Annotated in this window: 19 protein-coding genes; 11 read left to right on the top strand and 8 right to left on the bottom strand. The window is 67.5% G+C overall.

The features are described from left to right. The first annotated feature begins 74 nt into the window (after window positions 1–74). Window positions 75–2405, top strand: coding sequence for a TonB-dependent receptor (locus tag ACYKG1_RS14540; RefSeq protein ID WP_478470805.1), 2331 nt, complete (start codon window positions 75–77; stop codon window positions 2403–2405). Window positions 2406–2481: 76 nt separating this feature from the next. Here ACYKG1_RS14540 and ACYKG1_RS14535 read toward each other — a convergent pair whose 3' ends face one another. Next, entirely contained in the window at window positions 2482–3552 is a 1071-nt protein-coding gene (locus ACYKG1_RS14535) for a hypothetical protein (protein WP_478470804.1), read from the bottom strand. Between the two features lie 116 nt (window positions 3553–3668). After that, window positions 3669–4748: a ribonuclease D gene (rnd, locus tag ACYKG1_RS14530; protein WP_478470803.1), complete on the bottom strand. Its 1080-nt coding sequence runs from the start codon at window positions 4746–4748 to the stop codon at window positions 3669–3671. 84 nt (window positions 4749–4832) lie between these two features. On the opposite strand from rnd, the gene ACYKG1_RS14525 reads away from it, so the two are divergent. Both ACYKG1_RS14525 and ACYKG1_RS14520 read left to right on the top strand, forming a co-directional pair. Further along, window positions 4833–6725: a formylglycine-generating enzyme family protein gene (locus tag ACYKG1_RS14525; protein ID WP_262228123.1), complete on the top strand. Its 1893-nt coding sequence runs from the start codon at window positions 4833–4835 to the stop codon at window positions 6723–6725. A gap of 88 nt (window positions 6726–6813) precedes the next feature. Next, entirely contained in the window at window positions 6814–7710 is an 897-nt protein-coding gene (locus ACYKG1_RS14520; protein ID WP_478470802.1) for a M48 family metallopeptidase, read from the top strand. Between the two features lie 747 nt (window positions 7711–8457). Here ACYKG1_RS14520 and xseA read toward each other — a convergent pair. Further along, window positions 8458–9789, bottom strand: a complete 1332-nt coding sequence (xseA, locus tag ACYKG1_RS14515) for an exodeoxyribonuclease VII large subunit (RefSeq protein ID WP_478470801.1) — start codon at window positions 9787–9789, stop codon at window positions 8458–8460. A 44-nt stretch (window positions 9790–9833) separates the two neighbouring features. Next, window positions 9834–10904, bottom strand: a complete 1071-nt coding sequence (queG, locus tag ACYKG1_RS14510) for a tRNA epoxyqueuosine(34) reductase QueG (protein WP_100473421.1) — start codon at window positions 10902–10904, stop codon at window positions 9834–9836. Window positions 10905–10927: 23 nt separating this feature from the next. Here queG and ACYKG1_RS14505 point away from each other — a divergent pair, with 23 nt between their 5' ends. The 6 genes from ACYKG1_RS14505 to ACYKG1_RS14480 all read left to right on the top strand — a co-directional run bounded on the left by ACYKG1_RS14505 (window position 10928) and on the right by ACYKG1_RS14480 (window position 18484). Then, the gene (locus tag ACYKG1_RS14505; RefSeq protein WP_478470800.1) at window positions 10928–12412 is read left to right on the top strand and encodes an NAD(P)H-hydrate dehydratase; all 1485 of its coding nucleotides are present in this window, start codon (window positions 10928–10930) and stop codon (window positions 12410–12412) included. Then, window positions 12409–12891 carry a tRNA (adenosine(37)-N6)-threonylcarbamoyltransferase complex ATPase subunit type 1 TsaE gene (tsaE, locus tag ACYKG1_RS14500; protein ID WP_478470799.1) on the top strand — a complete coding sequence of 161 codons (483 nt, stop codon included), beginning with the start codon at window positions 12409–12411 and terminating at the stop codon, window positions 12889–12891. Before ACYKG1_RS14505 ends, tsaE begins: the two co-directional genes overlap by 4 nt. A gap of 82 nt (window positions 12892–12973) precedes the next feature. Continuing rightward, window positions 12974–14536, top strand: a complete 1563-nt coding sequence (locus ACYKG1_RS14495) for an N-acetylmuramoyl-L-alanine amidase (protein ID WP_478470798.1) — start codon at window positions 12974–12976, stop codon at window positions 14534–14536. A 146-nt stretch (window positions 14537–14682) separates the two neighbouring features. Further along, window positions 14683–16584 carry a DNA mismatch repair endonuclease MutL gene (mutL, locus tag ACYKG1_RS14490; RefSeq protein WP_100473417.1) on the top strand — a complete coding sequence of 634 codons (1902 nt, stop codon included), beginning with the start codon at window positions 14683–14685 and terminating at the stop codon, window positions 16582–16584. A gap of 11 nt (window positions 16585–16595) precedes the next feature. After that, a complete protein-coding gene (locus ACYKG1_RS14485; RefSeq protein WP_478470797.1) occupies window positions 16596–17525 on the top strand; it encodes a DUF1684 domain-containing protein in 930 nt (309 codons plus the stop codon). A 2-nt stretch (window positions 17526–17527) separates the two neighbouring features. Further along, on the top strand, window positions 17528–18484 hold the full coding sequence (locus ACYKG1_RS14480; protein WP_478470796.1) for a TraB/GumN family protein: 957 nt from the start codon (window positions 17528–17530) through the stop codon (window positions 18482–18484). Between the two features lie 74 nt (window positions 18485–18558). Here ACYKG1_RS14480 and phaR read toward each other — a convergent pair whose 3' ends face one another. The 3 genes from phaR to gluQRS form a co-directional block, all read right to left on the bottom strand. Continuing rightward, window positions 18559–19092, bottom strand: a complete 534-nt coding sequence (phaR, locus tag ACYKG1_RS14475) for a polyhydroxyalkanoate synthesis repressor PhaR (protein ID WP_478472756.1) — start codon at window positions 19090–19092, stop codon at window positions 18559–18561. Between the two features lie 183 nt (window positions 19093–19275). Next, window positions 19276–20016, bottom strand: coding sequence for a beta-ketoacyl-ACP reductase (gene phbB / locus ACYKG1_RS14470; protein ID WP_097049002.1), 741 nt, complete (start codon window positions 20014–20016; stop codon window positions 19276–19278). A 17-nt stretch (window positions 20017–20033) separates the two neighbouring features. Beyond that, on the bottom strand, window positions 20034–20954 hold the full coding sequence (gene gluQRS, locus ACYKG1_RS14465; protein ID WP_478470795.1) for a tRNA glutamyl-Q(34) synthetase GluQRS: 921 nt from the start codon (window positions 20952–20954) through the stop codon (window positions 20034–20036). 93 nt (window positions 20955–21047) lie between these two features. On the opposite strand from gluQRS, the gene htpX reads away from it, so the two are divergent. Further along, on the top strand, window positions 21048–21914 hold the full coding sequence (gene htpX / locus ACYKG1_RS14460; RefSeq protein ID WP_100473412.1) for a protease HtpX: 867 nt from the start codon (window positions 21048–21050) through the stop codon (window positions 21912–21914). A gap of 688 nt (window positions 21915–22602) precedes the next feature. Here the strand turns inward: htpX and ACYKG1_RS14455 are convergent. Continuing rightward, window positions 22603–23430 (bottom strand): inositol monophosphatase family protein, encoded by an 828-nt coding sequence (locus ACYKG1_RS14455; RefSeq protein WP_005417749.1) that lies wholly within the window; start codon window positions 23428–23430, stop codon window positions 22603–22605. Window positions 23431–23550: 120 nt separating this feature from the next. Between ACYKG1_RS14455 and ACYKG1_RS14450 the strand changes: the two genes are divergently transcribed. Then, window positions 23551–24321, top strand: coding sequence for an RNA methyltransferase (locus tag ACYKG1_RS14450; RefSeq protein ID WP_100473411.1), 771 nt, complete (start codon window positions 23551–23553; stop codon window positions 24319–24321). Window positions 24322–24360: the final 39 nt, after the last annotated feature.

Here is a 24360-nt window from a genome sequence, read left to right as displayed (position 1 = left end):
GCGGCTTGCGCAGTTTTCCTCCTATTTACCGCCCGGCTCGCGCAGGCCGCACGGACGCCTCCTCAGAGCATTCCATGCCCTCCCATTCCGATTCCCGCCGCCTGTCGGGTATGTCGTCTTCCTTTGTTTCCTTCCGCCGCCACCCGCTGGCCCTGGCCTGTGCCGGCCTGGCCCTGGCTGCCAGCTTCGGTGCCGCCGCGCAGGACAGCGCGCCGACCCCGACCGGGCTGGACACGATCACCGTGACCGCCGAGCACCGCGAGCAGAACCTGCAGGAAGTGCCGGTCTCGGTGGGCGTGGTGCAGGGCGAGCGCATGCGCGACTTCACCGCCGGCGGCGACGACACCCTGCTGGCGCTGTCCGGCCGCGTGCCGAGCCTGTACGCGGAAACCACCACTGGCCGCATCTTCCCGCGCTTCTACATCCGCGGCCTGGGCAACATCGACTTCTACCTGGGTGCGTCGCAGCCGGTGTCGATCATCCAGGACGACGTGGTGCTGGAACATGTGGTGCTGAAGTCCAACCCGGTCTATGACGTGGACCAGGTGGAAGTGCTGCGCGGCCCGCAGGGCTCGCTGTTCGGCCGCAACACCACCGCCGGCATCATCAAGTTCGACACCCTGAAGCCGACCCAGGACTACACCGGCCGCGTCAGCGCCAGCTACGCGACCTACAACAGTGTGTCGATCGACGGTGGCTTCGGTGGCCCGATCAACGATATCGCTTCGTTCCGCGTGTCGGCGCTGTACCAGCACCGCGACGACTACGTCGACAACACCTACAAGGGGCCGAGCGCCGACGGCACGGTCAGCCCGAAGAAGAACGCCATGGGCGGCTTCGATGACCGCAACGTGCGCGCGCAGTTGCTGCTGACCCCGAGCGACCAGTTCTCGATCCTGGCCTCGGCCCACGCCCGTGACTACGAAGGCACCTCGACCCTGTTCCTGCGCGGTGCGCTGACCAAGGGCTCGAACAAGACCGACGTGCCGCGCGACCAGGTCGCCTACGACGAAGCCGACAACAACCCGCAGGCCTACAAGACCTACGGTGGCTCGGTGAAGGCACGCTACGACTTCGGTGCGATCGACTTCACCTCGATCACCGCCTACGAGACCACCTCCGGCTACAGCCGTGGCGACACAGACGGCGGCGCTGCGGTGAACTTCCCGGTCAACGGCGTGCCGAATGGCTACGGCCAGTCGATGGGCCGCATCCGTGATCTGGACCAGTGGACCCAGGAATTCCGCCTGGCCAGCCATGACGACAGCGCCCTGCAGTGGCAGGCCGGTGCGTTCTACTTCAACGGCAGCGACACCACCGACTTCTACCAGCGCGCATGGTTCCTGCAGGGTGCGGCCCGCAACCCGAACAACTGGGTGCGCCTGCGCAACAAGAACACCTCGTGGGCCGGTTTCGGCCAGATCAGCTACGCCTTCACCGACAAGTTCACCGTCACTGCCGGCCTGCGCCAGACCAAGGACGAGAAGCACACCCGCCTGCTGAAGACGGCTGACACTGCCGCTGGCGTGGTCACCTACAAGGGCCGCACCGACGTCAAGATGTCCGACACCACCCCGAGCTGGGATCTGAGCGCGATGTATCAGATCACGCCGGAGGTGAGCGTCTACGCCAAGGTCGCACGCGGCTTCCGCGGCCCGACCATCCAGGGCCGTTCGGCGGTGTTCAATGCCGACTTCACCACCGCCGATTCCGAGACCATCCTGTCCTGGGAAGCGGGCGTGAAGAGCAGCCTGTGGGACAACCGCCTGCGCCTGAACGCCACCGCGTTCACCTACACCGTCAACGACATCCAGCTCAACGGCAACGATTCGGACGGCAATGGCGTGCTGTTCAACGCCGACAAGGCCAAGGCCTACGGTTTCGAAGCGGACATGGAACTGCGCCCGGTCCCGAACCTGACCCTGAGCGCCGGCGTCAGCCTGCTGCACAGCGAGATCAAGGACAAGCGCGTCTACGCGCAGGTCTGCGGCCTCAACGGCCAGGTGGTGTGCACCGTGAATGACCCGACCATCAAGGTCGGTGCCAACACCTTCGCCCAGATCGACGGCAACCCGCTGCCGAACGCGCCGAAGTACAACGTCAACCTGGCCGCCCGCTACGACTTCCCGGTCAGCGACGCCGGCACCATGTTCGTCTCCACCGACTGGAACAAGCAGGGTTACACCAGCTTCGTGCTGTACGACAGCAAGGAGTTCAACTCCAAGGGTGACTTCGAGGGCGGCCTGAAGATCGGCTACTCGGGCAACTACGGTGCCTACGAAGTTGCGCTCTTCGCGCGCAACATCACCAACGAGAAGAACCTCAAGGGTGTGATCGAGAACTACATGGCCGCGGTTTACAACGAGCCGCGTACTGTGGGTGTCTCGCTGAACATGAACTGGTAAGACGTTGCCGGACCATAGGGCGAAAACGGCGCTCATCGAGCGCCGTATTTCGTTGCCGACGATACAGGATTCTGATTTATGGGGTGGCGCTGACGCCCTGGCCGAGCACCGCATCGGACGGTGCGCTGGGGCCAAGCACCTGCAGCTGCATCGCCTCCATCCGCTCCAGTACCTTGCGCTGTTTGGCATTCAGACCCCGTGACGTGATCGCGATGTGCTTGCGCGCCGCGTCCAGCGGTGCCGGCTGGTAATGCACCCTGAAGCGGCGCAGGGCGCAGCCGGTAAGATTGTCGACCGGTGCGCAGTCATTCGCGTTGAAGTCGACATCGCCGTCGGCGGCAACGATGAAGGGGCTGAGCAGGATCTGCCCTTCACGGGCAGTGAAGGCCAGCGGCGCGTGAGCCTTGGCGATGACCGCCTGGATGCGTACGGCGGGAATGTCCTCGGGGACGATCTTGTCGTCCCAGTAGCCCTCCAGGACACGCGCGGTTTCGTAGGTCTGCGTGCTCCAGGACATGCAGTTGCCAGAGGCGACGTGCACCGAAGTGCATACCTGCTGGGAGTTCTGGTCGATGGCGGTGTATGGCGGTACCCACACCTTCTTCCAGGAATAGAAGCGGTAATCGACGTCGGCCAGGCGTGTGACGCCGATGTCCTTCGACACCTCGTCCCGTGTCCCCAGTGGCTTCAGTCTGGATACGCGAGTGTTCAGACGGTAGTTTTCCGCACCGTTTAGCAGGTAGGTGCCAGGAGGAATCAAATGGACGTCGAAGACGTCCATCAGCACCGTTCGCTGCGGGCCGCTCTCCAGCTCATTGGTATTGAAAAGCTGAACATAGCCCTGGGAAGGGATGTCCTTGTGCTGGAATGACACCCGCATCGAGAAGCCGGGCAGGTCGGTCGAGCGTCGGCCAAGATGCAGGCCGGGAATCGGAGACCCTACCCCTGGCCCACCCGTGTGCACGACATATGGGGCTGGCACCAGCACAGCGACCAGACCGTCGCGGGTAGCGCCATCGATGATGTCCACCAGCTTGGCCGTGTTCTCTTTTTCCTGTTTGTAGGTCGGCGCGGCCTGCGCAGGGCGCGACATTCCAAACGGTGCCAGCAGCAGTACGCAGGTAGCCGCCATCTTCGCGGTATGCATCGACGTCTCCTTGTCACTATTCCAGACCTTACCATGGCACCTGCGGACCGCCGTCCACGGCCTCACTTGCCTGGAACAAGCGTGGTGACGTCCGGGGTTCCCCGGCGCCGCCGTCATCAGCCTGCCGGCAGCAAGGCCTGCAATCGCGATTCCAGCTCCTGCTGGCGCCAGCCGGCCAGTGCGGCCGGCCACTGGCGGCGCTCCAGGTAGCTTTCCAGATGCTTGCGCGAGGCGAGGATGCCATCCGGCAGGCCCAGCTCGCGGCTGCGTTCGGCCACGGCATCCTGCAGCTTCTTCACCGCTTGCTTGTTGCTGTCGTTGGCGGGCAGCGCCAGCGGTGCCTCGGCCTCATCGGCCAGCGGCGTGTCCAGCGCCTGCCACACGGCCCCGGCGAGCTTGCGCGGCGCCTTCGGGAACTGCTCGAACAGCTGGCCCAGCGCGGTGGCATCGGTCGGGGGCGTGCGTGCCAGCGTGGCGGCCAGTTCGTTGTCCAGGATCCAGCTGCGCGGGCGATCGCTGCTGCGTGCCTGCGTATCGCGCCAGCGCAGCAGGCGCAGCAGGCGACGTTGCGCGGCGGCGTCGAGGAACTGTGCCGAGCGCATTGACAGGTGGGGCCAGCGGTCCTCGTCGTTGGCGACGCTGGCCAGCAGGCGCTCGCCATCTTCGTGCAGCCACTGCTGGCGGCCCAGCGCCTGCAGCTTGGCATCGATGGCGTCATGCAGCGCGAACAGATGCTCGACGTCGTCGGCGGCGTACTGCAGCTGCGACTCTGACAGCGGTCGGCGCATCCAGTCCGATCGGGTCTCACCCTTCACCAGGGCGACGCCGGTGATTTCCGCCACCAGCTTCTGGTAGCCCATGCCACCGCCGATGCCGGCCAGCGAGGCGCCGATCTGGGTGTCGAACAGCGGTCGTGGCAGCACCCCGCAGGCCCACTTGAAGGCGACCAGATCTTCGCTGGCGCTGTGCATCACCTTGATGATCGATTCATCGGCCAGCCACGGCGCCAGTGCCTCGGTCATGCCCGGGATCAGTGGGTCGATCAGCAGGATGTCCTGGCCGATGGCCATCTGCACCAGTGCCAGCTGCGGCCAGAAGGTGCGTTCACGGATGAATTCGGTGTCCAGGCCGATGCGGGCCGGGCGCTGCTGGAAGTATGCATCCAGCTCAGCGGGGGTGGTGATCCAGGTTGCCACGGGTCGGGGCCTACTACTCGGGTTTGCTCAGGCAGGGGAGAATAGCCTAACGTCGGTCCGCATCCGTGCCGAAGGAGATCCTGCTTGCGTTTTCCGCTGTCGTCCGTGCTGTGCACCGCCCTGGCCGTGGCCCTGGCTGGCTGCACGCCGTCGCCCTCGGCGGCGCCGGAGCCGGGACCGGCCGCGGGCGAAGACGCGCGGCCGCAGGAAGGTTCGCCGGCGGCCGCGATGCCGGAGGCGGGGCAGGGCAGCGTGACCATTGCCGGTGAAGATGCCGCCGAAGATGTGCAGCGGTGGACGCCACCGCGGGTCGATCGGCAGGGGCGCAGCCTGGCCCAGCTGCGCCGCGCGGCCGAGAAGGCATTCAGCGAAGGGCGCCTGTACGAGGACGCCGACGCGGCGGTTCCGCTGTGGCTGGCGGTGCAGGAGGAAGACCCGGATGACCGCCAGGCCCGCAATGGCCTGCAGCGTGCACGCCAGCGCCTGCAGCAGCAGGCCGATGCCCTGCTGGCCCGGCCCTTGCAGCAGCGTGAGGCATTGGCCGAGGCCAGCCGCCAGGCGCTGGTACTGCTGACCCTGGCGCCGAAGGATGAGACGGTGCGTGCGCTGCAGGGCCGGGTGGAGCTTGCCCAGCGTGTGGTGGCCTACAACCGCGCTGGCGAGGAAGACCTGCGTTCGGGGCGGATCGGCGAGGACGGTGACGGTGCGATCGGCAACTTCCGTGAGGCGCTGGCCCTGGATGAACATAACAGCCGGGCGCGGCAGGGCCTGGCTGCGGCCGAGAGCGGCCTGATCCGGCGTGCCGAGGACGCAGCGCGCGTGCGCGATTTTGCCAGCGCCGGCACCTGGCTGGCCGAGGCCAGCAAGGTGCGCGATTCGTCACCAACCATTGCCGATGCCTTCGAACGCATCGAACAGATCCGCGCGGCCGCACTGCTGCAGCTGCGCGACGATGGCTTGCGTGACCTGGCGACGCCGCAGGGCCTGAAGCCGGCGCGCGAAAAGCTGGGCGAGGCCCTGCGCATCGCCTTGCCCGGCGATGCGGTGGTGGCCCAGTTGCGTGAACGCATCGACCTGGCCACCCACTACGGCAGTTTCCGTCCTGGGCAGGTCTTCAGCGACGCCATGCGTGATGGCGGGCGCGGCCCGCAGATGGTGGTCGTACCCCATGGCGGCTTCCAGATGGGTGCGGGTGATGCCGAGCCTGGTGCCACCGATGCCGAGCGGCCCTCGCATTACGTGCGCTTCGACCGCGGCTTTGCGATGGCGATCACCGAGGTCACCGTCGGCGATTTCGAGCGCTATGTGAAGTCGACCAATGCGCGGCCGCGAGCAACGCGGCGTGGCCACTCGGTGGTCTATGACGAGCGCAGTGGTAATTTCATCCGCCGCAGCGGGGTGGACTGGCGCTCCGATTACGACGGGTCGCGCGCACTGGGCAATTCGCCGGTGATGCATGTCAGCGTGCGTGATGCTGAGAATTACGCAGCGTGGTTGTCCGAGCAGACAGGACGCAGCTACCGGCTACCCAGCGAGGCCGAGTTTGAGTATGCGCTGCGCGCCGGCAGCAGTGGCCGCTATTCGTGGGGCGACGCCGGCACGCCGCCGCCCGGCACCGGCAATTTCACCGGCAGCAAGGATGTTTCCCCCTCGGGACGGCACTGGCACAACGCTTTCATCGGCTATGGCGATGGCTGGTGGGGACCGGCGCCGGTGGCCAGTTTCCAGGCCAATGCCTTCGGCCTGCATGACATGGCCGGCAATCTCAGTGAATGGGTGGCCGACTGCTGGCATGCCAGCTACCGGCGTGCGCCGTCCGACGGTGTGGCCTGGTTCAATCCGGGCTGCCGGTCACGGGTGATCCGGGGTGGCAACTGGGCGAACGCGCCCGAGCAGACACGTGCGGCATGGCGGCAATCCCAGGATTCGGACACCACCAACGCGCGCATCGGCTTCCGCCTGGTGCGTGGCATCTGAGCGGCCCCGGCTTCACCCGCTGCACGCATCGGCGCACTAAGATTGCGCCGTGCCCGCCAGCCGGCGGGGCCTGCCGGAAGACCGCCCGATGCGCAACGATCCCTTCTCCCGCTCGCCGCAACGCCCGCAACGGCGCGGCCTGTTCGGCAACATCCGTTGGTGGGTGCTGCTGTTGGCGGCCGGCTATGCGGTGTTCTACTGGTTCTCCAATCGTACGGTCGACCCTTACACCGGCGAGAAGGTGATGATCGACAGCAGCCTGGATGCGCGCCAGGAGACCGCGTTGGGGTTGCAGGCCTACCAGCAGATCCTGTCGCAGGAACGGCCGATGGATCCGAATGCGCCGATCGCGCGCGATGTGCGCGACATCGCGCAGCGCCTGATCGCCAAGGTCGACGTGGTGGAGACCGCGCTGGCGCAGGAGCACGGCGTGCAGCCCGCGCATTTCGCCCGGGATTTCCAGTGGGAAGTGAATGTGATCCCGTCCGACCAGGCCAATGCGTTCTGCCTGCCGGGCGGCAAGATGGCGGTCTACACCGGACTGGTGCCGGTGGCGCGCACCCGCGATGCGATGGCGGTGGTGATGGGCCATGAGATCGCCCATGCGCTGCTGCGCCATGGTGCACAGCGCATGGCCCAGCAGAAGCTGACCCAGATCGGGCAGGTGGCCGGCGCCGCCAGCGGCATGGATGCGCAGCAGCAACAGATGATGATGTCGGCGATGGGCTACGGTTACCTGCTGCCGTATGCGCGTAGCCACGAGACGCAGGCCGACGAAGTGGGCCTGATGCTGGCTGCTGCGGCGTGCTTCGATCCACGCGAGGCGGTGCCCCTGTGGCAGCGCATGGGCCAGGTCAGCGGCGGCCAGTCGCCGCCGGAGTTCGCCTCTACCCACCCGAACCCGGGTACCCGTATCCAGAACCTGCAGGCGCTGATGCCGAAGGCGCTCGAATACCGGCAGAAATTCTGCGAGCAGGCAAAGTAGGGGGTGTTCGGCAGGGCTTGCGGCCCTGCACCCGCCGAAGCCAGAGCAACAGCAACAGCAACAGCAACAGCAACAGCATGCATTCCGCGGGATGGCGGGGTGGGTCCGGTTGCGGGAGACGCCGTAAACCCCGCTCCGCGGTCCGGCCCAGCCGCTGGCGGCTGTGCGTTCGGGCGCTCGCGAAGCAGTGCTTCGCAAGCAAAGCGCCCTCACCCATGGGGGCTTGGCCGCGGCATCCATGCCGCGGACACTCCCGCAACCGGACCCACCCCGCCTTCGACAGATTCTCGCGATCTGTCGGAATTGCGCGGGGTCAGATCCGTTTTCCGTAGGAAAACGGATCTGACCCCGAATTGATTCGATATCTGACAGAGATTCATCCACGCATGGCGTGGATCTGCCGTGTCGACCAAGGTCGACACCTACCAACAGCCTCCGGAATCTGTCAGAGGTGGGGCGGTGTCGGAGTGCGGGGTGTCAGCCGCATGGGCCCGAGGCATGCCTCGGGCGGGTTGGGCAGGACGCCCAACCCCGGTCTTGCCGTGTGCGCAGGACTGCGCACACGAGCAAGCGGCTGCCAAGCTTACAGGGACGTACTTGCAGCGTCCCCGCACTCCGACACCGCCCCACCATCCCACGGAATGCACGCTTTTGACGTTGACGTTGACGTTGACGTTGACGTTGACGTTGCCTTGGCTTGGCTTGAAGACTCAGCAGGTGCAGGGCGCAGCCCTGCCGACCCCCCCTCTACTTGACCCGCACGTCAATCACGCCGTCGCCAACGCGGGCCTGCAGTGCGTCACCGGGTTGTACCTGATCGATCTTCCGCACCAGGGTGCCGTCGTCACTGCGGGTGAGGATGCTGTAGCCGCGGGCCACGGTCGCCAGCGGGCTGACCGCTTCCAGCGAACGCGCCAGCCCGCGCAGGCGTAGTGCATCGCGCTCCAGCAGTCGCTGCATGGCCGCCTGCGGCCGCCCGCGCAGGGCGGCCAGACGGCGCTGCATCGTGTCGAGCTGGCGCTGCGGATGGTGCCCGCGCAGCACCGCCGCCGCATGACGCAGGCGCGCTGAACGGCGCTCCTGCTGCTGGTTTAATGCGGCATGCAGGCGCCGGCCCAGGTCCAGCTGACGGCGGCGCAGCAGGTCCAGCCGCGCCTGCGGGCTCTGTGCGTTCAGGCGCAGCAGGGCGCGGTCGGCGCGCTGCATGGCCTGCTGCATCGCATGCCGTTGCAGCTGCACCATGCGCGCGGCCGTGCGGCGCACGCGCAGCGCCAGTTCGCGCTGGTCGGGTACCAGCAGTTCGGCTGCCACCGATGGCGTTGGCGCGCGCAGGTCGGCGGCGAAGTCGCTCAGGCTGAAGTCGGTTTCGTGGCCGACCGCCGAAACCACCGGGGTGCGGCTGGCCGCGATGGCGCGGGCCAGCGCTTCATCGTTGAACGCCCACAGGTCTTCCAGCGAACCGCCACCGCGGGTCAGCAGGATCACGTCGTAGCGGCCACTGGCATCGGCTGCCTGCAGCAGGCGGGTGATCTGTGCGGCGGCGCTGCTGCCCTGCACCAGGGTCGGCAGCAGGTCCACTTCCAGCAGCGGGAAGCGGCGGCCGAGCACGCTCAGCACGTCGCGCACGGCAGCGCCGGTGGGCGAGGTGATCACCGCCAGGCGCTGCACGTGCACCGGCAGTGGCCGCTTGCGCGCCGGGTCGAACAGGCCTTCGGCTTCCAGCCGTGCCTTCAGTTCCTCGAAGGCGCGGCGCAGTGCGCCTTCGCCGGCTTCCTCCATGTGGTCCAGCACCATCTGGTACTCGCCACGGGCGTCGTACAGGGTCACCTTGCCGCGCACCAGTACGCGCATGCCTTCGCGCGGGACGAACTTCAGGTATTGCGCCTTCATCCGGAACATGGCCGCACGCAGCTGCGCGCGCGCATCCTTCAGGGTGAAGTAGAGGTGTCCGGAGGCTGGGCGCGCCACGCTGCCCAGCTCGGCCTCGACCCAGATCGCCGGGAAGCTGCCTTCCAGCAGGTCGCGGGCCAGGGTGTTGAGCTGGCTGGGGGTGAGGATGTCGTTGTTGCGTGGCTGCATGGGAACGGCGTGCTGCGGGCGGAACGGGGACTCAGGATCGCACGTCAGCGCACCGTGTGCTGGCCCAGCGCCCACTGCACGTGTTCACGCACCAACGGCGAGGGATCATCGACGCGGGTATGCAACGCGGCCAGCGCTTCGGTGGTGGATGGCGCATTGCCCAACGCCACGGCGATGTTGCGTAGCCAGCGCTCATGGCCGCTGCGCCGGATCGGGCTGCCTTCGGTGCGTCGCAGGAATTCTGCCTCGTCCCAGGCGAACAGCTGGTCCAGCCGCGCGGTGTCGAGATTGTTGCGCGCGCGGAAGTCGGCTTCGTCGGTGCGCTTGGCGAACTTGTTCCAAGGGCAGACCAGCTGGCAGTCGTCACAGCCATAGATGCGGTTGCCGATCAGCGGGCGCATGTCCTCGGGGATGGCACCGTCGTGCTCGATGGTCAGGTAGGAAATGCAGCGCCGCGCATCCAGCCGCTGCGGGCCGATGATGGCCTGGGTGGGGCAGACATCGATGCAGCGCGTGCAGGTGCCGCAGTGCGCCGTGGCTGGCGTATCGATCGGCAGGGGGATATCGATGTAGATCTCGCCGATGAAGAACCACGAACCGCCATGGCGGTCGATCAGGCAGGTGTGCTTTCCGATCCAGCCGAGGCCGGCGTTGCGTGCCAGTGCACGTTCCAGCACGGGCGCAGAATCGACGAACACGCGGTAGCCCAGCGGTGCCACTTCATCGTTGATCTGCATGGCCAGCTTCTGCAGGCGGTTGCGCATCAGCTTGTGGTAATCGCGGCCCAATGCGTAGCGGGCCACGTAGGCGCGGCCCGGGTCTGCCAGGGTTGCCCAGGCTTCGGTGTCGTCCTTGTGGCTGTAGTCCATGCCCACCGAGATCACCCGTACGGTGCCGGGCAGCAGCTCGGCCGGGCGCGCGCGCAGGGTGCCGTGGCGCGCCATCCAGTCCATCGTGCCGTACAGGCCCTGGCCCAGCCAGTCGGCCAGGTGCGCTTCATCCTCGCCCAGCTCGATGCCGGCGATGCCGCAGCGCTGGAAGCCATGCGCACGGGCCAGTTCGCGGATGCGCTGCACGGCCTGGGCCGGATCGACAGGGGCGGGGGCGGGGGACATGTGCACCAGTATAAAATCCCTGCATGGCCAACCTTGCCGATCTTTTTGATTCCGCTGCCGCGCGTGCGCTTGATGCGCAGGCCTCGGCGCTGGCCGCCGAGGGCGGTTGGGGCCTGATGGCGCAGGCCGGGCAGGCCGCCTGGCAGTGCCTGCTGCAGCATTGGCCGCAGGCGCAGCGGATCGGTGTGGTGGTCGGTGCGGGCAACAACGGCGGCGATGGCCATGTGCTGGCCCGTCACGCGCTGCAGGCCGGACGCGAGGTGATGGTGATCGCCTTGCCGGGGAAGTCGCCGTCAACCGTGCTGGCACGGCGCGCAGCATCGGAATTCAAGTCCGACGGCGGCACCATCACCGATTTCGGCGGCGCGCTGCCCGAGGCCGATATCTGGGTCGATGCCCTGTTCGGCCTGGGCTTCGATCGCGCGCCGGAAGGCGTCGCGCAGGCGCTGATTGTCGCGCTCAATGCGCAGGCGGCACCGGTGCTGGCGCTGGACGTCCCCAGTGGCGTGGATGCCGACCGCGGCGCCGTACCGGGCGAGGCGGTGAGGGCGGCGCTGACCCTGCAGTTCATCGTGCCGCATCGCGGGCTGTATACCGGCGATGCGCTGGATCATTGCGGGCGGAAGGCGCTGGCGCCGCTGCAGCTACCCGCGGCCGCATGGCAGGGCGTGTCACCCGCCGCGGAGCATTGGACGCAGGCTCGCTTGCCGCCACTGTTGCCGCCGCGCCGCGCCAATACCCACAAGGGCGAATCCGGGCACGTGCTGTGCGTCGGCGGCAACCATGGTAGCGGCGGTGCCGTCGCGATGGCGGCCGAAGCTGCGTTGCGAGCGGGTGCGGGGCTGCTGAGCCTGGGCACCCGTCGCGATCACGTCGGCCCGTTGCTGGCGCGCCTGCCAGAGGCGATGACCCATGCGCTGGAAGATGGTGATGCGCTGCCGGCACTTCTGGACAAAGCCAAGGTGGTGGCGATCGGGCCTGGATTGGGCCAGGACGAGTGGGCACGCGCACTGTTTGCGCGGGTGCTGTTGTGTGGCAAGCCGCTGGTGGTCGATGCCGATGCACTGAACCTGCTGGCGCAGGATCCGCGCGCGCTGCCCGACGCCATCCTTACGCCTCATCCGGGCGAGGCCGCGCGCCTGCTCGGCTGCAGAACCGCTGACGTCCAGGCCGATCGCTTTGCCTGTGCGCAGACGCTCGCCGGGCGCTTCCACGCGGTGGTGGTGCTGAAGGGCGCCGGCAGCATCGTCGCAGCGCCCGGGCAACGGCCACGACTGATTGCTGCCGGCAATCCCGGTATGGCTGTGGGTGGCATGGGTGACCTGCTGACAGGCATCATCGCCAGCCTGCGCGCGCAGGGCCTGGCCGCCTTCGATGCCGCCGCCGCTGGCGCGCTGCTGCATGCACTGGCCGGCGATATCGCCGCCGCCGACGGCGCGCGCGGCCTGCTCCCAACTGATCTGCTGGTGCCGCTGCGGCGACTGGCCAACCCGGAACTCTCTCCATGACCGATTTCTTCCTTGCCGACAGCGATGCCACTGAACTGCTCGGGCAGTGGCTGGCGGCTACGCGGCCGCCGCAGGCACTGATCGAGCTGCGCGGCGACCTGGGTGCCGGCAAGTCCACCACGGCCCGTGCGCTGCTGCGCGCGCTGGGCGTGCAGGGTGCGATCCGCAGCCCGACCTATACCCTGGTCGAGCGCTATCCATTGGCCAGCGGGGGCGAGGCCTGGCATCTGGATCTGTACCGGATCGGCCAGGCCGGCGAGCTCGATTTCCTCGGCCTGGATGAGGGCGGCGCAGTATTGTGGCTGGTGGAATGGCCGGAACGCGGCGCTGGCGCGCTGCCGCCGACCGACCTGGTGGTGGCGCTGGAGATCGAGGGGCAGGGGCGTCGCGTCCGTCTCACTGGGGCCAGCGGCATAGGACGTGAATGGCTGGAACGGCTTCCCAAGGGGGGCGACTTGCAGGTCATTTCTGTTGGTTGACGAGAACAAACACCGGCAGGTTACGGATTATTAAGGAAAAAGGTGTTGCATTCCGTTCAGCGGGGTGATTGAATCCTGAGCCATGCGCCCGGGGAACCGTCTCATCGCCATCTGTGCCGCCGTCGGACTGGGTCTGGCGAGCGTCAGTGCGTGGGCGGGTGAAGTCCGCCAGGTCCTGCTGAATACTGGCGCTACCGGCACCCGTGCCGAGATATCGCTGGTCGGCAGCGGCGGCTACAAGACGCTGTCGCTGGCCGGCCCGAACCGCCTGGTGGTCGATTTCCCGGACTCCAGCGCCATACGCAACCTGAAGATGCCGGCCGCGCAGGGCGTGGTCACGGCGGTGCGTACCGGACAGCCGGTTCCGGGAACGTTCCGCGTTGTTTTCGACCTCGCCGAATCGGTGGCGCCGTTCCGCCCGCAGATGCAGCGCGAGGGCAATGAATCCAAGCTGGTGATCGAATGGCCGGGTGATGGCCCGGCCGTGGCCGCCAGCCGCCCCGCGACGACGCCGGCCGTGCAGCCGCAGGCAGCCGCTGCGGGGCCTGCACCCACTCCGGCCGAGAGTGCGCAGTCGCGTACCGATGCCGCGCGTGCCACGGCCCTGCTGACCGCACAGGTACAGCAGCAGGCCAGCGCCACCGCCGCCGCACCGGCAACGCCGACACCGGCACCGGCCACCGCGCCGGCCCAGGTTGCTGCGGCCGGCGTCAGCGCCAGCAGCACGCCCTCGTCCTCGCCGGCCGCGATCCTCGCCGGCCAGCGCACCGCAGCGGTGGTGACCACGCCGCCAGCCACGGTGCCCACCCCGGCACCGAAGCCGGCCGAGCCGCCGCGTCCGGCAATGCCCAGCGATGCGTCGCGTATCCGCATGCAGGCCGGCATGCGCCACCTGGTGGTGGCGATCGATCCCGGCCACGGCGGCCAGGACCCAGGTGCGATCGGCCCGACCGGCAAGCGCGAGAAGGATGTCACCCTGGCGGTGGCGCGCGAGCTGGCCCGTCAGGTCAACGCCACGCCGGGCCTGAAGGCCTATCTGACGCGCGACAGCGACGTGTTCATTCCGCTGCCCATGCGTGCGCAGAAGGCGCGTGCGAACAAGGCGGACATCTTCATCTCGATCCATGCCGACGCGGCTGAAAACCGTTCGGCCACGGGCTCGTCGGTCTACGTGCTGTCGACCAAGGGCGCCTCTTCGCAGCGCGCCCGCTGGCTGGCGGACAAGGAAAACGCGGCCGACCTGGTCGGTGGCGTGCGCCTGCAGCAGACCGAAGGCACCTTGGCCAACGTGTTGCTGGATCTGGCACAGAGTGGCTACATGAAGGCGTCTGAAGACGCGGCCGGCCACGTGCTGGGCGGCCTGAAGCGGATCGGCAACAACCACAAGCCGAACATCGAACGCGCCAACTTCGCGGTGCTGCGCACTTCGGACATGCCGGCGATGCTGGTGGAAACCGCGTTCATCTCCAATCCGGATGAAGAGCGCCGCCTGATCGACTCGGCGTACCAGCGCAAGATCGCTGGCGCGGTGCTGGATGGCGTGCATACCTTCTTCAGCCGCCAGCCGCCACCGGGCACGCTGTATGCCGCCCGGGCCCAGGCCGAGATCGACGCTGCTGCCACCATGGCCGGCGGCAGCAAGTAACGCGTCCGCTTTCTGCAGAGTCGAGTCATGCCCGACTCCCGGGTCAACCGGCGGGTCGACGGTCGGCCGCAGTCGAGCATGGTTCGACCCTACAAGCGGCCGCTCCGCTATCATCGACTCATGAAGTCTGCTGCCCATCACCCCACATGAGCGCGCCCGGTCCGCGCCCGATCCGGCCGTTGCCGGAGATCCTGATCAACCAGATCGCCGCAGGCGAAGTGGTCGAACGTCCTGCGTCGGTGGTCAAGGAGCTGGTCGAGAACGCGATCGACGCCGGCGCCAGCCGCGTCGATATCGACCTTGAGGAGGGCGGTGTCCGCCTGATCCGCATCCGCGACAACGGCAGTGGCATCGCACCGGAACAGTTGCCACTGGCGGTGTCGCGCCATGCCACCAGCAAGATCGCTGACCTGGATGATCTCGAATCGGTGGCTACCCTCGGTTTCCGTGGTGAAGCGTTGCCGTCGATCGCGTCGGTCAGCCGCTTCACCCTGTCCTCGCGCCGGGCGCACGACGAGCATGGTTCCGCACTGCAGATTGAAGGCGGCAAGATCGGCGAGGTGACCCCGCGCGCGCATGCGCCGGGCACCACGGTGGAAGTGCGCGAGCTGTTCTACAACGTGCCGGCGCGGCGCAAGTTCCTGCGCGCCGAGCGCACCGAACTGGGTCATATCGAAGAGTGGCTGCGTTCACTGGCGCTGGCACGGCCGGATGTCGAGCTGCGCGTGTCGCACAACGGCAAGGCTTCGCGCCGCTACAAGCCGGGCGATCTGTATTCCGATGCGCGCCTTGCCGAAACGCTGGGCGAGGATTTCGCCAACCAGGCCGTTCGGGTGGACCACAGCGGTGCCGGCCTGCGCCTGCATGGCTGGATCGCACAGCCGCATTATTCACGGGCCAGCGCCGACCAGCAGTACCTGTACGTCAATGGACGCTCGGTGCGTGACCGCAGCGTCGCCCACGCAGTGAAGATGGCCTACGGCGATGTGCTGTACCACGGCCGCCAGCCGGCCTATGTACTGTTCCTCGAACTGGACCCGACCCGCGTCGACGTCAACGTGCATCCGGCCAAGCACGAGGTGCGCTTCCGTGATTCGCGGCTGGTCCATGATTTCGTCTACCGCACGCTGAAGGATGCGCTGGCCGATACCCGCGCCGGCATGTCGGCGCAGGAGATCGGTGCTGGCCCGGTACTTCCGGCGGATGCCACGGCTGCCGCCACGGCATCGAGTGCGGGCGCCTCCGGTTTCGGGCTGGTGCGCGGTCCGGCACCCGGTGCCGGCTCCGGCGGCGGTGGTGGATTCTCCGGGTGGCGACCGCAGCAGCCACTGGGCCTGCAGGTGGCCGATGCACCGGCTGCCTATGCCGCGCTGTATGCCACGCCGGCCGGTGCCGAGCGTGCAGCGGCACTGCCACCCATGCCGACCGAGAACGGGCTGCCGGTCACCAGTGCCGACGCAGGCGTGCCACCGCTGGGCTACGCGATCGCGCAGCTGCATGGCATCTACATCCTGGCCGAGAACGCCGAAGGCCTGATCGTGGTCGACATGCATGCGGCGCACGAGCGCATCGGTTACGAGCGCCTGAAGAACGCGCATGATGGCATCGGCCTGCAGTCGCAGCCGCTGCTGGTACCAATCACGCTGGCGGTCGGTGAGCGCGAGGCAGATACCGCTGAGACCGAAGCCGAAACGCTGGCCACGCTCGGCTTCGAGGTGACCCGTGCCGGCCCCGGCTCGCTGCACGTGCGCAGCATTCCGGCGCTGCTGGCGCATGCCGAACCGGAAGGGCTGCTGCGCGACGTGCTGACCGATCTGCGCGAGCATGGCCAGAGCCGCCGCGTGGCCAGTGCACGCGACGAACTGCTGTCGACCATGGCCTGCCATGGCGCGGTGCGTGCCAACCGGCGCTTGACCGTGCCGGAAATGAACGCGCTGCTGCGCGACATGGAAATCACCGAACGGTCCGGCCAGTGCAACCACGGCCGACCGACCTGGGCCCGTTTTTCGCTGGCGGAGATCGACCGCTGGTTCCTGCGCGGACGTTGAGGGGAGCATTGATGCGTTATCGGGGAATGGCCGGCCTGCTGGCCGCCGTGGTGGTGGCCGCCTGCAGCCCGGCAACACCGCCGGCGCCGGCGGCCGTTGAAGATCCAGCCTACGCGGCCGCGCAGCAGCAATGGCGTGTTGCGCGCTACCAGGACCTGACCCGGCCCGATGGCTGGACGGCCCTGGTCGGCCTGCACTGGCTGCAGAACAAATCCCATTTCGTTGGCAGCGGCGCCACCAACGGCATCCGCCTGACGGTCGGCCCGGACAAGCTGGGCCTGCTGCGCCGCGAAGGCACCCAGTGGTGGTTCACGCCTGAAGCCGGTGCCGATGTCAGCCATGATGGCCAGCCGGTGCGCGGCCGCACCCGCATCGACACTGACAAGGACGCGCAGCCGACGCTGCTGGCCTTCGATGGGGGCAAGGGCCAGCTCAGCATCATTCGCCGGGGGCCGCGGGACGCGCTGCGGGTCAAGCATGCCGATGCCGCCGCACGCCGTGATTTCGCCGGCCTGCAGTACTGGCCGGGCGGCGCGGACTGGCAGGTGCAGGCGCGCTTCATCGCGCACCCGCCGGGCAAGACTCTGCCGATCGTCGACATCACCGGCCTGACCACCGAAATGCCCAATGCCGGCGCGGTCGAGTTCGAGCGTGATGGCCGCAGCTGGCGGCTGGAAGCGATCGGTGCGCCCGGGCAGCCGCTGTTCCTGATCTTCGCTGACCGCACCAGCGGCCGCGGCAGCTATCCGGCCGGGCGCTACCTGGATACCGATGCACCCACTGCAGACGGCACCGTGCGCATCGATTTCAACCATGCCTACAATCCACCGTGCGCATTCACCGCCTACGCTACCTGTCCGCTGGCGCCGCCCGAAAACCGGCTAGACCTGCCCGTTGAAGCGGGCGAGAAGGCCTACCACCTGCCTGAAGGAGAAGGCTGACCATGCCGATCAAACATCTGCTCCGTGCCGCGCTGCTGATGGCTGCGTGCGCGATGGCACCCCTGGCCACTGCCCGCGATGCGCCGGGCGCCACGGCCGCGGCCGCCGTGGCGGCCAAGCCGCCCGTACCGCTGTTGTGGAAAGTCACCGGCCCGGGCGATGCACGCGTGTACCTGCTGGGGTCGTTCCATCTGCTGAAACCGCAGGACTACCCGCTGTCGCCCGATGTCGAACAGGCGTTCGAAGCCTCGCAGCGGGTGGTGTTCGAACTGTCGCCGGAAGACATGCAGTCGCCACAGCTGGCCAGCCGCATGGTGCAGGCCGCGACCCGCACCGATGGCAGCGAGCTCAAGCGTGATCTCGACGCTGCGACCTGGCAGAAGCTGCAGGCCTTTGCCACCGAGAACAAGCTGCCACTGGCACAGATGCAGGGCATGAAGGCCTGGTTCGTAGGCCTGAGCATTTCGGTCGGGCAGATGCAGAAGCTGGGCCTGGACCCGGCGCTGGGCCTGGACCGCCACTTCATGGAGCGCGCGCAGAAGACCGGCCGCAAGACGGCCGGACTGGAAGACATCGACACCCAGATCGGCATGCTCGACGGGATGACGGTGCAGGAACAGCGGCAGATGCTGGCCGAAGCGCTGGACCAGGCCGGCAAGTCCGACGAGCAGGCGCGGCTGCTGCATGATGCATGGCGGCGCGGCGACGAACGCCTGCTGTGGACCAAGATGGCGGCGGAGATGCGCCAGCAGTATCCGCAGCTGTATCAGCGCATCAACACCGGGCGCAATGATGCCTGGGTGCCGAAGCTGCAGCCGTACCTTCAGGCCGGGCAGGGCGGTACGCTGGTGGTGGTCGGAACACTGCACCTGCTGGGCAGTGATGGCGTGGTCGAGAAGCTGAAGGCGAAGGGCTACAAGGTCGAGCGCGTGTGCACGGGGTGCAAGGCGAAACGCTGACGCATCGTCGGCGTGATGCGAAACAGAACGGCGCGCCAGGGGCGCGCCGTTTTCGTATCAGCCGGTGCTGCAACTCAGCGGCGGGTCTTGCCGCCGGTGCTGGTGCCCGGTTCGCCGGGCTTGTTGCCGGTGCTGGTCCCCGTTCCGGTGCCGCCCGGTCGCGGGCCACCGAAGCCGCTGCCCATGCTGCGCTGGAATTCCTGCCACAGCTCCAGGTTGCGCTCGGTCAGCTGGTTCATCATCGCCCACGGGGTCTGGCCCAGCAGGTTGCCCATCTGCTGGCGGAACTGCTGCTGCTGGTCGAGGAAGACCTGCATGCTGCGCTCCAGGTAGTTGCCCATGAAGCCCTGCAGGGAATCGCCGTAGAAGCGGATCAGCTGGCTCAGCAGCTGGGTGGACAGCATCGGTTCGCCGTCCTGTTCCTGGTCGGCGATGATCTGCAGCAGGACCGATCGCGTGAGGTCGTCGCCGCTCTTGGCGTCGCGGACTTCGAAGTCTTCACCGTCCAGGATCAGCTGGCGCACGTCCTCGATGGTGATGTAGCTGGAGATCTCGGTGTCGTAGAGACGGCGGTTCGGATACTTCTTGATGATGCGGGTCGCAGCCATGAAGCGGTACTCGTCACAGTAGACGCGCAGCATGGCGCAGTGCAGCAGCCGTTGCAACCGCCTCAGCCCCCGCCAGGCTTGGCTTTCGGCGGTGATCATGTTGCGCAACAAGGGTTTGCGTGTTGCGCAGCATGACTCATGGCAGGGGCCGGCGGCGTTCGCCGCGAGGGCCCGCTGCGCGGCTTACCACCCCATATGGTGGCCGCCGTTGATGTCCAGGTTGCTACCGGTGATCCACGAGGCTTCGTCGGCGACCAGGAACGAGACGCCGTAGGCGATTTCCTCCGGTTTGCCGAGGCGTCCGGTGGGGATGTCGGCGATGATCTTGGCGCGCACGTCTTCCGGCACCGCCATCACCATGTCGGTGGCGACGTAGCCGGGCGAGATGGTGTTGACGGTGATGCCGAAGCCGGCGTTCTCGCGGGCCAGCGAGATGGTGAAGCCGTGCATGCCGGCCTTGGCCGCCGCGTAGTTGGCCTGGCCGTACTGGCCCTTGAGGCCGTTGATCGAGCTGATCTGGATGACCCGGCCCCAGCCGCGGCGGCGCATGCCCTCGATGACCGGCCGGGTGACGTTGAACACCGAGTTGAGGTTGGTGTTGATCACATCGTGCCACTGGTCCGCGCGCATGCGGTGGAACGTGGTGTCGCGGGTGATGCCGGCGTTGTTGACCAGGATCTCGACCGGACCCAGTTCTGCCTCGACCGCGCGCACCAGTGCTTCGGCGCTGTCCGGATCGGAGACGTCGCCCGGGAAGATCGACACGCTGTAGCCGCGTTCGGTCATCGCCTGCTGCCAGGCGCGGGCCTTGGCCTCGTCGCGGTAGTTGGTGGCGACCCGGTGGCCCTGGTCGGCCAGGCGTTGGCAGATGGCGGTACCGATGCCGCCGGTTCCGCCGGTGACCAGTGCGACGCGAGATGTCATGGAATGCTGTCCGGGTATCAGGTGGGGGAAGGGGGATTCTGCAACATCGGCGCGGAAAGTGCGCCGGCCGGCAGCAGGATGTCGGCACGCGGCAGCTGGGCGGGGTCGAAGGCCTGTCGAGCGGCGGCCAGCAATGCACGCAGGTCGTGGGCACCTTCCAGTGCGGCAGGCGCCTGGCCCAGCAGCTGCCAGAGCTGGCGCAGCACGGGCAGCGGATGTGTACTGTCCACCGGCAGCGACGCCAGCGACTTGGACAGTTTGTGGCCGGGGGCATCGAGCAGCAGCGGCAGGTGCCAGTAGCGCGGTACCGGCAGGCCCAGCGCCTGCTGCAGCAGGATCTGCCGCGCAGTGGAATCGAGCAGGTCGGCGCCGCGCACCACTTCGGTCACCCCCTGCGCGGCGTCATCGACCACCACCGCCAGCTGGTAGGCCCAGCAGCCATCCGCACGGCGCAGCACGAAGTCGCCAACCTCGGCATGCACGTCCTGCTGCTGCGGCCCTCGCAGGCCATCATTGAAGTGCACGATGCTGCCGCGCGGCACGCGGAAGCGGACGGCAGGGTCCGGTCGTGCCTGCCGTGCAACGCAGCGGTGGTGAATGCCACCACTGGCGGCCAGTTCGCTGCGGCTGCAGTGGCAGATGAAGGCCAGGTCGCTGGCCAGCAGCACGTCCAGGGCAGCCTGGTAGGCCTCGCCGCGTGAGCTCTGCCAGAGGACCGGGCCGTCGTGGAGCAGGCCGAACGCGGCCAGCGCCTGGAGTTGCGAGTCCGCTGCCCCGGGCACGGTACGCGGCGGATCGACATCCTCAACGCGCAGCCGCCACAGGCCGCCGTGATGGCGGGCGAGCAGCCAGCTGCCGAAGGCGGCGAGCAGGGATCCGGGGTGGAGCAGGCCGGTCGGCGAGGGCGCGAAGCGGCCGCAGGGAATGGGGGAGGTCATGCTGGCTGAATCGTCGGTCAGGTTGGCGCTTGAATTCAAGCTGACCACACCGCAAATTGACCGGTATCGACCCCTTCCGAGCCGGATTTTCCCATGTTTACCCGCATTGCCCTGTTCCTGGCGACCAACTTCGCGGTCCTGATCCTCGCCAGCATCGTGATGTCGCTGCTGGGGGTCAATCCGAGCCAGATGAGCGGCCTGTTGGTCATGGCCGCGATCTTCGGCTTCGGTGGATCCTTCATCTCACTGCTGCTGTCCAAGTGGATGGCCAAGCGTTCCACCGGTGCGGTGGTGATCACCGAGCCGCGCAACCAGACCGAGCGCTGGCTGCTGGCCACCGTCGAGCGCCAGGCCAAGGCCGCCGGCATCGGCATGCCGGAAGTGGCGGTGTATGACGGCCCGGAGATCAATGCCTTCGCCACTGGCGCCAACCGCAACAACGCGCTGGTGGCGGTGTCCACCGGCCTGCTGCACAACATGAGCGAAGACGAGGCCGAAGCAGTCCTGGGCCACGAGATCGCCCACGTCGCCAACGGAGACATGATCACCATGGCGCTGCTGCAGGGTGTGCTGAACACCTTCGTCATCGTGCTGGCACGCGTGGTCGGCGGCGTCATCGACAGCGCACTGTCGGGCAACCGCGAAGGCGGCGGTCGCGGCTTCGCCTACTACATCATCGTGTTCGTGCTGGAGATGGTGTTCGGCCTGTTCGCCACGATGATCTCGATGTGGTTCTCGCGCCACCGCGAGTTCCGCGCCGACGCCGGTGGTGCCTCGCTGGCCGGCCGCCAGAAAATGATCGCCGCGCTGGAGCGCCTGCAGCTCAACCACGGCCAGAGCACGCTGCCGACCCAGATCGCCGCCTTCGGCATTTCCGGTTCGACGGCGAAGAAGCTGTTCATGAGCCACCCGCCGCTGGAAGAGCGCATCGCCGCGCTGCGGGCGTCGACGGTGGCGTAAGCTTCCGTACTTCCACGTTAGTGCAGGAACGCCTGGCCTCGCGCCGGGCGTTTTTGTTTGCGCGCCGATGCATTGGTGATGCCGGATACGATCTGGCGAGAGTCGTTTCCGCGACTGCGGAGGGGTGTCACTTTCTTTGCGCGCAAAGAAAGTAACCAAAGAAACGCTCCGCCAGCCGCCAGCCGCGAGCCGCGAGCCGGCGTGCTTCGCACGCCGGTGCCCTGTGCTTCTCGGCGAATCAGGGGACGGCGCCGAACTCGCTGCGCTCAAACACCGGCGCCTCTTCGCCCCTGATTCCCCTGCGATGCTCGGCTCGCTCAAGGCGGACTGGAAGGTCAAGATCAACGGCAACGGCATCCACGCGTGGCATGGATCAACCGGATGCGGCTGTGGCATTTGACCTTGGGTCCGCCTTGAGCGAGCCGAGCACCGCAGGTCCGGCGAGGGCGAAGAGGTGCGGGTGTCTGAGCGCAGCGAGTTCCCGCACCGTCCCTCGACGGACCGAGGAGCGCAGGGTACCGATGCGCAGCATCGGCTCGCGCCCCGGCGGCGTGTTTCTTTGGTTACTTTCTTTGCACGAGCAAAGAAAGTGACACCCCTCCGCAGTCGCGGAAACGAATCTCCGTGCGCGCAAACGAAAACGGCACCTTCGCAGGTGCCGTCTCCATGAACCGCGTCTACGCGCAGATCAGAACTTCGCGTCGAACTCCGCCGCGTAGCCGGTGTTGACAAGCACCTTCTGCAGCGACTCGGCCACCTTCAGGTTGCCGGCCACGATCTGGTGGGTCTCCGGGCCACGGTTGTCCATGCGGCCCAGGGTTGCGCCCTTGAAGTCGCAGACCTTGCCACCGGCCTCGCGGACCAGCAGCAGGCCGGCAGCGATGTCCCATGCCTTCACGCCGGCTTCGAAGTAGGCATCGGCGCGTCCGCAGGCCACGTAGGCCAGGTCCAGCGCGGCCGAGCCGGTGCGGCGGATGTCCTCGCCGTGCACCAGCAGGGCGTCGACCGCCTTCAGCTGGGCGCTGGCGCGGCTGCGCTCGCGCGGGGCGAAGCCGGTGTGGATCATGGTGCCTTCCAGATCCTTGCGGTCGGCCACGCGGATGCGGCGGTCGTTCAGCACGGCGCCGGCACCACGGCTGGCGGTGAACAGTTCATTGCGCAGCGGGTCGAAGATGACCGCATCGGTCGGCTCGCCGTTCTCGACCAGGGCGATCGACACGCAGTAGTGCGGCACGCCGCGCAGGTAGTTGCTGGTGCCGTCCAGTGGGTCGATGACCCACATCTGGCGACGCTCGCCCTGCACGCCGCCTTCTTCGCCGAAGATGCCGTAGTCCGGGTAAGCGCGCTTGAGTTCCTTGACGATGACCTTTTCCGCGTCCGCATCCACTTCGCTGGCGTAGTCCATCCGGCCCTTCTGCACCACGTTCAGTGCCTCGAGCTTGTTGATGTTGCGCAACAGGACGTTGCCGGCGAGGCGGGCGGCCTTGACCATGACGGTTACGGCGGGTTTCTGCATGGCGTGGGCTCCCGGAAAGGCAGAAGAGAAGGACTGGCGGGGGAAAAGAGCGGGTCCGGCGCAGTGGCCGGCCGCACAGTTTACCATTGGTCATCGTCCAGCTCGACCTTTTCCCTGTTCATGTCCCAGTTTCCCGCCGCCACCCGCCTCCGATTCGTTCTGGTCGGTACCCAGCACCCCGGCAACATGGGGGCCGCCGCCCGCGCCCTGAAGACCATGGGCCTGGCCCGCCTGGTGCTGGTCGCCCCCGAGAAACCGCTGGACGAGGAGGCTTTCCGCCGCTCGGCCGGCGCCGAAGACGTGCTGGGGGACGCCCCGGTGGTGGCCACCCTGGCCGAGGCCGTGGCCGATTGCCGCCTGGTGCTGGGCTGCACCGCCCGTGCCCGCCGCGTCCAGCTGGAGGAGTACCTGCCTGCCGATGCCGCCGCCCGTGCAGTGGCCAAGGCCGGCGAAGGGGCCGAGGTGGCGCTGGTGTTCGGCCGTGAGCGCACCGGCCTGACCAACGAGGAACTGCAGCTCTGCCACGCGGCGGTGCATATCCCGTCCGACCCGGAGTTCAGCTCGCTCAACCTGGCTGCCGCGGTGCAGGTGCTGGCCTATGAAACGCGCATGCAGCTTCTGGGCACGCAGCCGGCTGCCGGCGCCGAACCGGGTTTCCGCGAACAGGCGGCCAGCCACGAGCAGATGGAGAGCTTCTTCGCCCAGCTCGGCGACACGTTGGACGAGATCGATTTCCACAAGGGCCGCGCGCCGGAATCGGCGATGCGCAAGCTGCGCCGCCTGTTCCTGCGCAGTGAGCCGAGCGAGCAGGAAGTGCGCCTGCTGCGCGGCATCCTTGCCGACACCCAGCGCATGGCGCGACTGGCACAGGCGGGCAACAAGAACAGCTGACGACGTTCTCATTATTTCGGGTAGTCTGTCTCGATACCC

Source organism: Stenotrophomonas sp. 85239_Sma, assembly GCF_056481725.1.
This window is presented reverse-complemented; position numbering and strand designations above follow the sequence as displayed.

Excerpts from the sequence above, each read along its gene's own strand:
- ACYKG1_RS14540 (WP_478470805.1), top strand. The coding sequence starts at position 75 with ATGCCCTCCCATTCCGATTCCCGCCGCCTGTCGGGTATGTCGTCTTCC.
- ACYKG1_RS14535 (WP_478470804.1), bottom strand. The coding sequence starts at position 3,552 with ATGCATACCGCGAAGATGGCGGCTACCTGCGTACTGCTGCTGGCACCG.
- ACYKG1_RS14520 (WP_478470802.1), top strand. The coding sequence starts at position 6,814 with ATGCGCAACGATCCCTTCTCCCGCTCGCCGCAACGCCCGCAACGGCGC.
- xseA (WP_478470801.1), bottom strand. The coding sequence starts at position 9,789 with ATGCAGCCACGCAACAACGACATCCTCACCCCCAGCCAGCTCAACACC.
- queG (WP_100473421.1), bottom strand. The coding sequence starts at position 10,904 with ATGTCCCCCGCCCCCGCCCCTGTCGATCCGGCCCAGGCCGTGCAGCGC.
- ACYKG1_RS14505 (WP_478470800.1), top strand. The coding sequence starts at position 10,928 with ATGGCCAACCTTGCCGATCTTTTTGATTCCGCTGCCGCGCGTGCGCTT.
- tsaE (WP_478470799.1), top strand. The coding sequence starts at position 12,409 with ATGACCGATTTCTTCCTTGCCGACAGCGATGCCACTGAACTGCTCGGG.
- ACYKG1_RS14495 (WP_478470798.1), top strand. The coding sequence starts at position 12,974 with ATGCGCCCGGGGAACCGTCTCATCGCCATCTGTGCCGCCGTCGGACTG.
- mutL (WP_100473417.1), top strand. The coding sequence starts at position 14,683 with ATGAGCGCGCCCGGTCCGCGCCCGATCCGGCCGTTGCCGGAGATCCTG.
- ACYKG1_RS14485 (WP_478470797.1), top strand. The coding sequence starts at position 16,596 with ATGCGTTATCGGGGAATGGCCGGCCTGCTGGCCGCCGTGGTGGTGGCC.
- ACYKG1_RS14480 (WP_478470796.1), top strand. The coding sequence starts at position 17,528 with ATGCCGATCAAACATCTGCTCCGTGCCGCGCTGCTGATGGCTGCGTGC.
- phaR (WP_478472756.1), bottom strand. The coding sequence starts at position 19,092 with ATGGCTGCGACCCGCATCATCAAGAAGTATCCGAACCGCCGTCTCTAC.
- phbB (WP_097049002.1), bottom strand. The coding sequence starts at position 20,016 with ATGACATCTCGCGTCGCACTGGTCACCGGCGGAACCGGCGGCATCGGT.
- gluQRS (WP_478470795.1), bottom strand. The coding sequence starts at position 20,954 with ATGACCTCCCCCATTCCCTGCGGCCGCTTCGCGCCCTCGCCGACCGGC.
- htpX (WP_100473412.1), top strand. The coding sequence starts at position 21,048 with ATGTTTACCCGCATTGCCCTGTTCCTGGCGACCAACTTCGCGGTCCTG.
- ACYKG1_RS14455 (WP_005417749.1), bottom strand. The coding sequence starts at position 23,430 with ATGCAGAAACCCGCCGTAACCGTCATGGTCAAGGCCGCCCGCCTCGCC.
- ACYKG1_RS14450 (WP_100473411.1), top strand. The coding sequence starts at position 23,551 with ATGTCCCAGTTTCCCGCCGCCACCCGCCTCCGATTCGTTCTGGTCGGT.